Origin of the sequence: Bacillus sp. NH11B (assembly GCF_001884205.1) — a bacterium.
In the GTDB taxonomy this organism is placed as follows: domain Bacteria; phylum Bacillota; class Bacilli; order Bacillales; family Bacillaceae_G; genus Bacillus_A; species Bacillus_A proteolyticus.
Genome location: NZ_MAOG01000142.1, coordinates 18,919 through 32,147, shown reverse-complemented (window position 1 = coordinate 32,147; position 13,229 = coordinate 18,919). Strand labels below are relative to the sequence as shown.

The following is a 13,229-nucleotide window of genomic DNA, read 5'->3' as shown; positions in this document are numbered from 1 at the left end:
GTATTTATTTTGTATAAGTATATTTGAGATTGTGAATTAAAAGGAGTTTAAGAATGGTCAAAATTATGATTGTTGAAGATGATATGAAAATTGCGGAGCTATTATCAACTTATGTTGCGAAATACGGTTACCAAGGGATTGTTATATCGGATTTTCAAAATGTGTTAGACATATTTTTAGAAGAACAGCCAGAGTTAGTTTTATTAGATATTAATTTACCAAGCTTTGACGGTTACTATTGGTGTCGTCAAATTCGCGGAGTTTCCACATGTCCAATTTTATTTATCTCGGCCCGTGAAGGTACGATGGATCAAGTTATGGCGTTAGAAAATGGTGGCGATGATTTTATTCCGAAGCCTTTTCATTATGAAGTTGTAATGGCGAAAATTCGTAGTCATTTAAGACGTGCTTATGGAGACTATGCACCGAAAATAGAAGAACGAATGGTTGAGCAACAAGGTCTTTGTTTATATCCTGAAAGACTTGTTTTGAAGTTGCGGAACCAAGAGATTGATATAACGAGAAATGAAGCCATTTTATTAGAAATGTTAATGAAAAACTATCCGCGTGTTGTGAGTAGGGAAGTATTATTAAATAAATTATGGGATAGTGAATCTTATGTTGATGATAATACATTAAGTGTAAATACAACACGTGTGCGTAAAAAGTTAAAAACGTTACAAATTGAAGGAGCAATTGAAACAATTCGTAGTGTTGGGTATAGATTACATATTACTTGGGATAATGGTATGGAAAAATGATAAGGTTGTTTATACGTGATCATATACCACTTATTTGTTTTACTGCGATCCAACTACTAGCCATATTCTTAGTTTATTGGTTTGATGGACATAATCATATTACAACAGCATTATATGCAATGTTTTTAGGTGCTTTTTTTATGGTAAGCTACTTAGTATTTCGTTATTTTACACATCGTTCTTTTTATGAGCGCTTAGCAAATCCATTGCAATCTTTGGATGAATCCGTTCAAAAATCTGATTTTGCAGTTTTATCTACCGCTCTCCAAGATTTGCTTGATGCACAATATCGTCATTATCAAAATCAGCTGCAATTACAAGAGAGAAAAAATAATGATCATTTAACCTTTATGAATCAGTGGATTCATCAAATGAAAACACCTCTTTCTGTAATAGAATTAATTACACAGGATGAAGTGGATTCGCGTTTTGAAAGTATTAACGAGGAAACAGATCGATTGAAAAAGGGATTAGAGATGGCATTATATGTCGCACGTTTAGAAGCATTCACACAAGATTTTTATGTAGAAAGAGTACAACTACATAAAATAGTGAATGATTCTGTGCATGAACATAAACGCTTCTTTATCCGAAATTTTGTATATCCAGAGCTTGAAATTGATAAAGGTATTACGGTAGAAAGTGATGCGAAATGGTTGCAATTTTTAATTGGACAAGTTATATCGAATGCGATTAAATATTCATCAGGTAGTAGAGAAAAGATTAAAGTGAAAGCATATAAGGAAGGTAATACAGTTGTACTTGAAATTATCGATAGTGGCGTAGGGATACCGAAGCAAGATTTACCAAGAGTATTTAAACCTTTCTTTACCGGAGAAAATGGTAGAGATTTTAAAGAATCAACGGGAATGGGGCTATATCTTGTATATGAAATTACGAAACAATTGGGACATAATGTAGAGATCCATTCAGAGGTTGGTAAAGGTACCGTTGTACGAATAATATTTTTTAATGTGTAACAAGTGATCAAGGCTAAAGAACTTTGAAGATAAGTTTTTTAGCCTTGTTTTGTACCACTTGGGAATAAAGAATTATTTACCTAAGAGAATTAAAAGCGAATTGTTTATTATTCGTTTATGGTAGGGGGATTGTAATGGATATTCGGAAAATGAGATATTTCATAACAGTGGCAGAAGAATTAAACTTTAGTCGTGCAGCAGAGCGTCTTATGATGGCACAACCTCCTTTAAGTCAAGAAATTCGTAAATTAGAAGAAGAGTTAGGAGTTCAACTTTTTCATCGAACAAAAAGAATGGTTGAACTTACGGATGCTGGAAAAATATTTTTAGAAGGTGCGCGGCAAACATTACTTCAAGTAGATAGAACCATTAAAGAAACACAGCTTGCGGATGAAGGGAAGATAGGCCATTTAATAATCGGTTTTGTCGATTCTACAGAAACTGTAATAGAGATATTAAAAAAATTTCGAGAACGTTTTCCTAGAATACAGCTTATATTACGCGAGATGACAACAGACCAGCAAATAAAAGCGCTATATGAAAAACAAATTCATATTGGATTTATTCGTTCCAAGCAGAATAATGAAATATTAGCTTCCGAAGTTTGTTCTGAAGAATGTTTAAAATTAGTTTTGTATGAAGAGCACCCTTTCGTTTCGTTACCTAACATTTCAATCAAATCATTAGTAGATGAACCATTTATTTTATTTCCACGTCATTTTGGTACAAACTTTTATGATTTAATTATTAGTTACTTTTGGGAACATGGAGTAAGTTTAAATATTGTTCAAGAAGCAATTCAGATGCAAACGATTGTGAATTTAGTTGCAGCAGGAATGGGGATTTCTGTCGTTCCATCATCAGTGGAAAGTTATAAAAAATCAGGAGTCATATATAAAGAAATTCAAGAAAATACACCGAAAATAAATTTATATGCTGGATGGAGACTAGATGAAAAATCTGTTGTGTTAGAGAACTTTTTAACAGTTGTTAGAGAGGTTTATACGATCTCACAATGTGAATGTAAAAGATAAAAACCCATCTTTATAGGATGGGCAGTGTGGATTTGGAAAGGAAAGCTTCTTTATAGGGAGAATTCACTGATGTTTTAACCTGTTTTGCTCGGATCGTACTCAATGAAACCTTTTAGCACACCATCAATTTGATCCATAATTTCAGGTTGCAATTTAACACTAGAGGCAATTACGTTTTCTCTTATTTGCTCCGGATTTGATGCGCCAATAATTGCAGAGGAAACAGCTGGATTTTGTAATACCCAAGCAACTGCGAGTTGAGGTAGGGTAAGGCTAGTTTCTTGCGCGATGGGATTGAGTTTCTGAATTGCAGTAAGTACATCATCACTCATCCAACGTTGCACGAGTTTTTGGAAAAATGGTTTACCAGCATCTGAATTAGCACGTGATTGAGTGGGTATTGATTTACCAGGTTGATATTTTCCAGTGAGAATACCTTGTGCAAGGGGGGACCATACGATTTGGCCAAGTCCCTCACGTTGACATGTTCGTATCACATCGGTTTCAATAACTCGCCACAACATCGAATATTGAGGTTGGCTAGCGATAAGTGGGATGTTCAATTCTCGAGCAAGTGCTGCACCGCGGGTGATTTGTTCTGATGTCCACTCGCTTACGCCTAAATAAAGGACTTTACCTTGTCGTACAAGATTAGCAAAAGCTAACATCGTTTCCTCAAGGGGAGTGGTTGTATCATATCTATGTGCATAATAGACATCGATGTAGTCTGTCTGCAATCGACGTAAAGATGCATTACAATTTTCTAAAATATGCTTTCGTGATAAGCCACGATCATTTTTTCCGGGGCCAGTCGGATGGCAAACTTTTGTACAGAGTTCTATACTTTCTCGGCGTATACCGTTTAAAGATCGGCCAAGTACTTCTTCGGCTATAGTGTCTGAATAAACATCAGCAGTATCGAACGTTGTAATTCCGACATCTAGTGCTGCTTTCACACAATCATTTGCAGTATCCTCATCTACTTTTCCACCATGGTTTATCCAGTTCCCATATGCAATCTTGCTAACTGTTAATCCACTGTTTCCTAGTCTGCTAAATTCCATTATAGTGTCCCCCTTTAAAATGATACCTTTATTATAAGAACTGAAATTTAATATGTATAATATATAATTGATCATAAATTTATATAAAAATTATATAAGGAGGAGTATATAGAAGTTTATAGATAGGGAAATCTAAAGTAAGAAGAACATGAAAATGTAGTTTGTGTTTTATTGATATGAAGTGCAAAGAGGGAAAATAAACTTTTTTACGTACAAACAATGATATTTACGCATACAATACCACTATGGTACAATATGGTTACTAACGACGGAAAGGAATGATGGGTGGACGATGATTAACTAATCTTATTTTTAAACGTTGAAATTCAATAAATTTCAATTTATAAAAAATAGGATTAGTCTGCCCAATTCCATTCAACGGTATTGCTATTTAATTTGCGTAATAGCTTATTTGGGTATAAATGATGTAATGACTAATCCTGCCAAAATTACTTTGGGAGGATTTTTTGTTCTCCCTTTATGAAAGGGATCGGTAATATGAAAGAGCTTTTAAAATTAAATGATGTGTATGTTGAAATAAAGGAAAATACTTTGTTAGAAAAAATGAATGTAGTAGTAAAACAAGGAGATGTTATCGGATTAATTGGTAAAAATGGTGCTGGTAAATCAACGTTGCTTCAATTAATAAATGGGAAGATTGAACCATCAAAAGGTACTGTTGAATGGCAGCAAATAAATATGACAACCGCATATGTTGAACAAGAAATAGAATCTTTTATTAGTAATGATGTGATTGCAAAAGAAGCAGAGCTTCTTGCAAAATGGGGCGTGCCAACGAACGATTTTCATACTTTAAGTGGTGGTGAAAAGCTGAAAGTTCGGTTAGCGAAAGGATTTGCTGGAAATCCTAATGTCTTAATATTAGACGAACCGACAAATCATTTAGATGAGATGAGTACGGAATTTCTCATTAAACAAATAAAAAATATGAAAGGTACAGTTATCGTTGTATCACATGATCGATATTTTTTAGATGTTGTCGCAACAAAAATATGGTCAATTGAGGATAAAAAATTAATTGAGCATAGCGGTAATTATACGAGTTATATGAAAGCGCGTGAGCAAAGAAGATTGACGCAGCAACGTGAATATGAAAAGCAGCAAAAAAAGATAGAACAAGTAGAAACACATATAAAAGAATTAAGTTCATGGTCACAAAAGGCACACGCACAGTCTACAAAACAAGAAGGAGTTAAAGAGTTTTATCGTGTAAAAGCGAAGCGAATGGATGCGCAAGTGAAGTCAAAACGAAAACGTCTCGAAAAAGAGCTGGAGAAAACGAAAGTAGAACGTGTGAAAGAAGAGTATTCAGTCGAGTTTTCTATTCAAGCGAATAAAAAAGTAGGAAAACGCTTCTTAGAAGTGAAACAATTGAGGAAAGAATTTAATAGACAAATATTATTTGAAAACGTTAATTTTACAATTCAGCACGGTGAGAAGGTTGCAATTGTTGGACCAAACGGTAGCGGGAAAACAACACTACTGAAGATGATTATGGGAACGGAAACTGTACAAGGAGAAGTATGGATTTCACCATCTGCAAACATCGGTTATTTAACACAAGAAGTATTTGATTTACCACTGGATAAAACACCAGAAGATTTATTTTTTAAAGAGACATTTGAAGAAAGAGGAAAAGTCCAAAATTTAATGAAACATTTAGGATTCCAAGCTTCTCAATGGAAAGAGCCGATTGAACATATGAGCATGGGAGAACGAGTGAAATGTAAGTTAATGGCTTATATTTTAGATGAAAAAGATGTACTTATTCTAGATGAACCGACGAATCACCTTGACCTCCCTTCACGTGAACAGCTGGAAAATACATTAGCGGAGTATAATAGAACACTAGTTATCGTTTCTCACGATCGATATTTTATAGAGAAAACAACTAATACGAAACTTGTGTTTTCAAATAATACGATACAAAAGCAGCTAGAAGAACCTACTAAAACAAGAGATGATATTGAAGAGCTACGTTTAACGTTAGAAACAGAGAGACAAGAAGTATTAGGTAAATTAAGCTTTTTAACTTCTAACGATAAAGAATATAAAGAACTTGATGAACGATTTATAGAACTTACGAAGCAAATTAAGGCGCTTTAATGTAATTAAGGGGGATTAACATGGGAGAAGAGAGTTCGACTAATTTATTTAGAATAGACTGTGGAGATATATACTTGCAAGAGTTTACTATGAAAGATGCGGAGAGCATTTATAAAATATCAAATCAACCGGAAATAGAAAAGTTTTTACCGGACTGGAAATCAACGAAAGAACAGAGGGTTAATTGGGTTACAAATTATGAGGTACCAGAAAATAAAGCATTTTTTGATGCCGTGAAACTTACATCAAACGTTGAAGAGTATTCTTTAAAGTTAGGGGTATTTATTACAAGTACAAATGAGTTTATTGGTTGGTGTTGTACGGGTATTAAAGAAGAACTCCCTTCACCAAATAGAGAAATTATGTATGCTATTTCAAGTGAGTATCAACATAAAGGTTATGCAACTCAAGCGACAAAAGGCTTGATCGGCTATTTGTTTGAAAATACAAATGTTGATGCCCTTAACGCAATTGCATTAATTAACAACGTACCATCAAATAAAGTAATTGAAAAATGCGGGTTTACTTATATGAGACAACAGACGATAGAAAATCAACTATATAATCATTATCAATTGAGTAAATCCGAATGGATAAAAAATATTGCCCTGTAAAAGGAATTAAAACGAAATCGTTAAAAAACTTAGAGCTAAAACTCTAAGTTTTTTTACATTCACTTTATATCTGTTAACATGTGAAAGGTGCAATTCGGATGACTTCTTGATGGAATTGCTTTTCACCAAAGCAGGAGCATCAAGCTGTACATGTGATAACCATTTTAAAAAATCATTTACGAAAAGGGATTTGGAAGATTTTGTCGAATGTATGTATCTATGAAAACGCAAGTTTCTTACTCAAATCAACCTACAAATGAATTACTTTAAGCTCAAGTAGAAGAATGCACGGGAAAAGTGGGATAAGAGTTTGGTCTTAGTCAACAAAAAGTGTTGGTAAGTCTAGTGAGGGGGTACATATAAAACTTACGGTTGAGTGCTAGTGGATTAAATGTTTAAGTTATGAAATAGTTTAAATAAGGGAGGGGAACACATATCATAATTTGGTTTCGTCACTTGCCACAAATAAGTATGGATTTTTCAGAATGGACTCCTTTTATACAGAATAATTGGTATCGAAAACATTATATGGAGTTTGTATATCTACTTCAGATAATCATTTTTCTAATACCCTATTTCTTTGAAATAGGTTTCACTCATATTAATATATTTTATCTTATCCTAATTGGTATTTTTGTCTTTATTATTCACGAATGTCTACACATTTTGGTCTTAAATAAAAAAGGTGATATTAGCTTAACATGTAGTGGAATATTTTTTTGGCTAAATACAAATGCAATACTATCCAAAGCGAGATTTTGGGTCTTTATGAGCTTGCCTATTATTGTATTATCAATAGTTCCTGCTGTTATGTCGTTTTATGTATCAGGAAATATGAAATCAATCATGTTATTTATATGTTGGATAAACACATTTATCTCTGCCTCAGATATCTACAATTCATTTTTTATTGCAATTAAACCGAAAAACTCAGTTTTTTGCAGGGGGTATTATCAAGTGAAATAGTATTAATAGGTTACTCAAATATATTTTAACTAAAAGCATTAGTTAAAATATGATACTTGAAAGTAAAAGACCGATAAAGCAATCGGTCTTTTTTCTTATATTAATAAAAATTAGAAATAAACAGCATTGTATTTCATACCACAATGCAAATATTATAAGATGGATATACATTAATTATAGATTGAAAATAGGTTTGTTATCAGTTTTTTTAGAAATCTTACAAGCGTGTAAGATAAATGAAAGATGAATCAATATGTGCTATAAGACAATTCATTTACACTTTATAGTGAGCAGTGGAAATGAAGGGAGAATATAAATGGAAATTTTACATGCAAAAAGTATTAGTAAAGTATATAAAGGGAAAATACCTTTTAAAGCATTGGTAGATATTGATTTATCAATTCAAGAAGGTGAATTTGTAGGAATTATGGGACCATCAGGTAGCGGGAAAACAACATTATTAAATATGGTATCTACTATCGATTCTCCATCATCAGGAGAAATATTAATAAATGGTACAAATCCTTTCCAGTTATCATCAGACAGTTTAGCTTTATTTCGTAGGAAACAATTAGGATTTGTTTTTCAATCATTTAATTTACTTAGCACACTTACAGTAAAGGAAAATATCGTATTGCCGATGACATTAGATGGTGTATCTGTACAAGAAATGAACAAACGAGTGGAAGAAATTGCAGAGAAATTAAATATTGCAGATATATTGAGTAAAAGAACGTTTGAAATATCAGGGGGGCAAGCTCAAAGAACTGCAATCGCTCGTGCAATCGTTCATAAACCACAATTATTACTTGCCGATGAACCAACTGGGAATTTAGACTCTAAATCTTCAAATGATGTAATGGAGATGCTAGATACTCTTAATAAAGAAGAAAAAGCCACGATGATGTTAGTTACACATGATCCTTATGCAGCGAGTTTTTGCAGCAGAGTTATATTTATTAAAGATGGTCAATTATATAACGAAATTTATTGTGGTGAAAGTAGGCAAGCCTTTTATCAAAAGATTATGGATGTCCTTTCTTTGTTAGGAGGAAAAAGGCATGACTTTTCGTCAGTTCGCATTTAATAATATTTTTCGTAATAAGCGTACATACGCTGCCCATTTTTTAAGTTGTGCATTTTCTATTATGATTTTCTTTACGTATGCCCTATTATTATTTCATCCTGATTTACAAGGGGAGTTAAAATCGACAAGTGCAACAATAAGTGCATTTGGTACGTTAGGATTTACCGTTTCGCAAGGATTAATTTTTGTATTTTCATTTTTCTTCATTCTATATTCAGTCAGTTCATTTTTAAAAACGCGTAAGAAAGAATTTGGCATATTAATGATGCAAGGTATGTCAATGCGACAGCTTAAGAAATTATTATTAATTGAAAATATGTTAATTGGATTTGGTTCAATTTGTATAGGGATTCTCATTGGACTCGTATTCTCTAAGCTAGTGTTATTGATAAGCGCAAGTGTATTAATGATTAACAATGGCCTACCTTTTTATATACCAGTGCAGGCGGTATTATTAACAGTCATCACGTTTCTTTTCTTATTTTTAATTGTTTCGCTTATTACTTTTAAAATGGTAAAAGTAACAGAACTTGTAGAACTCATTCAAGCAGAAGAAAAACCAAAACCTGAACCGAAATCTTCAATTTTATTATCGCTACTTTCTTTAATTAGTATAGGATGTGGGTATTTATCAGTATTTCATTTTATTTCAAATCATAGTTTTATTACGCTCGGAACGGGTGTACTTTTAGTAATTATAGGAACGTACTTTTTATATACGCAATGTAGCGTTTATATATTGTATCTGGCAAAAAGAAGTGAATCTTTCTTTTTAAAGAGAACGAATATATTAACATTCTCAGAATTGATTTATCGTATGAAAGATAATGCAACCATGTTTTTTATAGTATCTATTATTTCAGCAGTTGCATTTACAGCAATTGGTACGACAGCTGCTCTCGGTAATAGGGATTTAGTAAGAATGACAAATCCGTATACATTTCTGTATGTAAGTTTTGAAACAGACAAAGAGGTAGATAAAAATCTCTCTACTATAAAAAAACATCTTGATGATGCTAATATTCCTTATCGAATGGCTTCGTCTTCAAATAAATATACAGAAAGTAACGTATATGTAATAAAGTTAAGTGAATATAACGAACTTGCGAGAGCACTCGGGTATCAACAAGAAACGATTGAAAAAGAAGATGAAATTTTACTAATCCCTGGAATGGTATCCCAAAAACAAGAATTTAGAAATGGTGACTATAAAAAGAATATTGAAGTCATTCAAGGAGATTGGACAAAGACATTTCGTGTGAAAAAAGCTGTAGAAAATTTAGTTTTACCGCATGATACTAGAAGTATTTATATTGCTGTTCAAGATCATGTGTATGATGGAATTCCTGTTTCTCCTGACCAAGATGATATAGGTGATCAAAATCGTACTTACGGATTTGTTGTAGATGATTGGATGAAAACGAAAGAGATTTCAAACCAATTAAATAGTATATTTGAAAAAGATGTTAGCAAAGATAATTTCTACTTTCAAGCTTTAACATTAGATTTGTTAAGTGCAAAGCAAACGAATGGATTATTACTTATGGCAAGTGTTTTAGTCGGAATCGTCTTCTTCACATTCGCTGCTAGTTTTATCTATTTTCGATTATATACTGATTTGGATCGCGATCAACAGCAATATAAAATGATTTCGAAAATGGGATTAAGTAAACGAGAGTTAAAAAAAGTTGTAACGAGACAGTTAGTATTAATGTTCTTCTTACCGATTGTCGTTGCAGTAATTCATACTGTAGTCGCTTATACGGCATTACAACAATTAGTCGATTTTTCTATTTTAAATAGCTCTATCGTTATTTTAATTTCATTTATATGTATACAAGTTTTATATTTCTTTATAACTCGTTGGCGGTACCTACAAAAGCTGTATAAAACTATGGAACAATAGAGGATATCAACTATTAAGATTACAGGAAATCATGTGAAAAACAAATTGAATTATGAAAGGAACCGTGATGAAAAGAACACTAACTATCTTCATGTTAACTATAATAATTTTAATAAGCTTAAGCGCATGTTCTAAAAATGAAGACTTATTCCCAGCTAACGGTGTACTAATAATTGGAGATGAGAATAATGCTTCACCAATTATTAATCGTTATAAGGAAAATACGAAAGAAAATGAAGTTTATTCAGTGAAAACAGGTGAATTTGGAAAAGGGAAGGTACTAATATTAAATGAATCTACTGCGCAAGCGATGATTAAAGAAAAGATTTTTTGTAAACGGGATAATGTATCCAGTTCGATGCCTATAGACACATTACCGAATTTTCCAAAAGAAGGCTCATTATTATTTACACATGAAGACGAAAAGACTATACAAAGTATTGAAATAGAAGGAAGAGAGATTCCTGTTAAATATGATAGTAATGCTTGGATTGGTAACACTCGTAATTATGGGTTTCAATGGTATGTGATTGTAGCGAAAAATAGTGTATATAAAGAAATAAAAGCAAATGAAACGAAAATGCAACTTCTTCATCTGAAAAAATCTTTAGGTGACGAAAAACCTAAAATGTCGACAGATAATACATTGATTAATGAAAATGTAAAAGTAAGAAAGCTAATTAAAGGTTTAGAAGGAGAAGTATCTTTTCAGTTTGTAACGATTGGAGAAAAATCTTAAAAAAGAGTTCGAGGTTGATAGAAACTTTATCGATCTTGAACTCTTTTTATGTATAGATCATTTAGAGAACATAAACTACATTACTTCATTTAATCGAGTCTCGTTCGTTTCTTCAATCGAATTTGGATTTTGAGCCGAACTATTTTGAGCTTCTTTTTCTTTACGGACTTTTTGTAGCATTTCAAGGATGATCCATAATGGAACACCTTTATCTTTCAACATCTTCCATAAATCTAATTCGTTAAATTTATGCTTAGGCTGTTTCATTTCTTTTTCAGATGAACAAATATCGAACTTGATAGGATCATTCGCTTTCTTACCTTCAAGTTTAGTAGAAGAGATAGTATTATGCTCAAGATTAGATGGAGTTATTTTAGTAGGTTGAGATAATGTATGAATGTTTGATCCGATTTGCATGCTTTTTCCTTCTTTTCAAGCAGCGAAATTAGTTTTCTTATGATCTTTTAATCCGTTGAACATGAGGAAACTATAGCTAATATTGTAAAAAATAAATATTAACTTGAATTAATATTTATCAACATTTATATATGTTTTCTATATATACAACGTATATAAAATACTTTACATTATGTTTAAGTTAAAAACTGATTGTGTCAATCTTTTTCACAGAAAAATGAAAGCGTTTAATTAGGGGGAGAAAGTATGGGGAAGTTATTTTTAAAAGTATGTTTTTTCACATTAGTAACTGTTTGTTCATTCGCAGCGAAAACAACTTACGCTGAAGAGAGACAACAAAATAATTATCCTATCATTTTAGTGAATGGATTTGCTGGATGGGGTAGGGAAGAAATGTTAGAGGTAAAATATTGGGGTGGTGTTCATGATATACAGGAAGATTTAAAAAGAAATGGTTACACAGTACATACTGCTGCTGTTGGCCCTGTTTCTAGTAATTGGGACCGTGCATGTGAATTATACGCGCAAATTAACGGTGGAACAGTAGATTATGGTGCGGCACACGCTGAGAAACATGGACATAATCGTTTTGGTAGAACATATAGTGGTTTTGCAACGAATTGGAGTGAAACAAATAAAGTTCATTTAGTTGGGCATAGTATGGGAGGACAAACGACGAGAACATTAGTACAGCTATTAAAAGAAGGAAGTTATGAAGAAAAAAATTATGTGAAAAATCATCCGAACACAAAGATATCACCACTATTTGAAGGTGGTAAATCGTATGTTCATAGTGTTACAACTTTAGCAACTCCTCACAACGGGACAACACTTGCGGATGGTAGTCTATTGCTTCCGTTTGTTAAAGATTTACTCATTACAGCTGCGAGTTTAGGAGGAAACAATAATTTATCGTTATATGATTTTAAATTGGATCAATGGGGTATAAAAAAGAATGCAGGAGAGTCCTTTTTCCAATATACTGATCGTATTTTAAATAGTTCAATTTGGAGAAATACAAAAGATATTAGTCAATGGGATTTAAGTACTGATGGAGCAAAGGAGTTAAATAGTTGGGTAAAGACACAATCGGATGTATATTACTTATCGTATAGTGGACATGCATCACAAGCAGCACCTATAACAGGTTTACAACTACCTCATATTACGATGAACAAAGTGTTAATGGGGAATGCATTTTTCTTAGGTTCCTATGCAAGATTTGAAGAAAATCGCCCATTAATTGATACATCTTGGTGGCAAAATGACGGTGTAGTAAATACAAATTCTATGATTGCGCCTTCGTCTAATATTGCTGTAAATAATAATGAGTTTTTACAGGCTGGAAAATGGAATCATATTGAAACGAAAGTAAATTGGGATCATCTCGATATGGTAGGATTAAGTGTTTCAGACACGTTAGGTTTTTCTAATATTCAAGAGTTTTATAGAACAATTGCAGAAAAGTTATCACGGCTACCGCAATAGTTAATAATAAAGCGCTCTCGATGGAATTCGGGGGCGCTTTATATTA

12 protein-coding genes are annotated in these 13,229 nt (G+C 32.6%); 10 read left to right on the top strand and 2 right to left on the bottom strand.

Features of this window, described 5'->3' with window-relative positions; all coding sequences use genetic code 11:
* Window positions 1-53 precede the first annotated feature (53 nt).
* From BAU27_RS27970 to BAU27_RS27960, 3 genes are all read left to right on the top strand, one after another.
* Complete coding sequence (locus BAU27_RS27970) at window positions 54-761, top strand: response regulator transcription factor (RefSeq protein ID WP_071746112.1); 708 nt, start codon at window positions 54-56, stop codon at window positions 759-761.
* On the top strand, window positions 758-1,741 hold the full coding sequence (locus BAU27_RS27965) for a sensor histidine kinase (protein ID WP_071746111.1): 984 nt from the start codon (window positions 758-760) through the stop codon (window positions 1,739-1,741). The genes BAU27_RS27970 and BAU27_RS27965 overlap by 4 nt, the downstream gene beginning before the upstream one ends.
* A gap of 134 nt (window positions 1,742-1,875) precedes the next feature.
* Entirely contained in the window at window positions 1,876-2,775 is a 900-nt protein-coding gene (locus BAU27_RS27960; protein ID WP_071772708.1) for a LysR substrate-binding domain-containing protein, read from the top strand.
* 74 nt (window positions 2,776-2,849) lie between these two features.
* Here the strand turns inward: BAU27_RS27960 and BAU27_RS27955 are convergent, their stop codons facing one another.
* Window positions 2,850-3,839: an aldo/keto reductase family protein gene (locus BAU27_RS27955; protein ID WP_071772707.1), complete on the bottom strand. Its 990-nt coding sequence runs from the start codon at window positions 3,837-3,839 to the stop codon at window positions 2,850-2,852.
* 498 nt (window positions 3,840-4,337) lie between these two features.
* Between BAU27_RS27955 and abc-f the strand changes: the two genes are divergently transcribed.
* From abc-f to BAU27_RS27925, 6 genes are all read left to right on the top strand, one after another.
* Window positions 4,338-5,966, top strand: coding sequence for a ribosomal protection-like ABC-F family protein (gene abc-f / locus BAU27_RS27950; RefSeq protein WP_071772835.1), 1,629 nt, complete (start codon window positions 4,338-4,340; stop codon window positions 5,964-5,966).
* A 20-nt stretch (window positions 5,967-5,986) separates the two neighbouring features.
* Window positions 5,987-6,580, top strand: a complete 594-nt coding sequence (locus BAU27_RS27945; protein WP_071772706.1) for a GNAT family N-acetyltransferase — start codon at window positions 5,987-5,989, stop codon at window positions 6,578-6,580.
* Between the two features lie 471 nt (window positions 6,581-7,051).
* A complete protein-coding gene (locus tag BAU27_RS27940) occupies window positions 7,052-7,546 on the top strand; it encodes a DUF3267 domain-containing protein (protein ID WP_071772834.1) in 495 nt (164 codons plus the stop codon).
* 316 nt (window positions 7,547-7,862) lie between these two features.
* Window positions 7,863-8,633 (top strand): ABC transporter ATP-binding protein, encoded by a 771-nt coding sequence (locus tag BAU27_RS27935; RefSeq protein WP_000404262.1) that lies wholly within the window; start codon window positions 7,863-7,865, stop codon window positions 8,631-8,633.
* Window positions 8,608-10,539, top strand: a complete 1,932-nt coding sequence (locus BAU27_RS27930; protein WP_071772705.1) for an ABC transporter permease — start codon at window positions 8,608-8,610, stop codon at window positions 10,537-10,539. The genes BAU27_RS27935 and BAU27_RS27930 overlap by 26 nt, the downstream gene beginning before the upstream one ends.
* Before the next feature lie 52 nt (window positions 10,540-10,591).
* A complete protein-coding gene (locus tag BAU27_RS27925) occupies window positions 10,592-11,278 on the top strand; it encodes a lipoprotein BA_5634 family protein (protein WP_083596208.1) in 687 nt (228 codons plus the stop codon).
* A 75-nt stretch (window positions 11,279-11,353) separates the two neighbouring features.
* On the opposite strand, the gene BAU27_RS27920 is transcribed toward BAU27_RS27925, so the two are convergent.
* Window positions 11,354-11,695: a DUF3914 domain-containing protein gene (locus BAU27_RS27920; RefSeq protein WP_071746104.1), complete on the bottom strand. Its 342-nt coding sequence runs from the start codon at window positions 11,693-11,695 to the stop codon at window positions 11,354-11,356.
* Window positions 11,696-11,941: 246 nt separating this feature from the next.
* Here BAU27_RS27920 and BAU27_RS27915 point away from each other — a divergent pair, with 246 nt between their 5' ends.
* Window positions 11,942-13,183 (top strand): esterase/lipase family protein, encoded by a 1,242-nt coding sequence (locus tag BAU27_RS27915; RefSeq protein ID WP_071772704.1) that lies wholly within the window; start codon window positions 11,942-11,944, stop codon window positions 13,181-13,183.
* The last annotated feature ends 46 nt before the right edge of the window (window positions 13,184-13,229 follow it).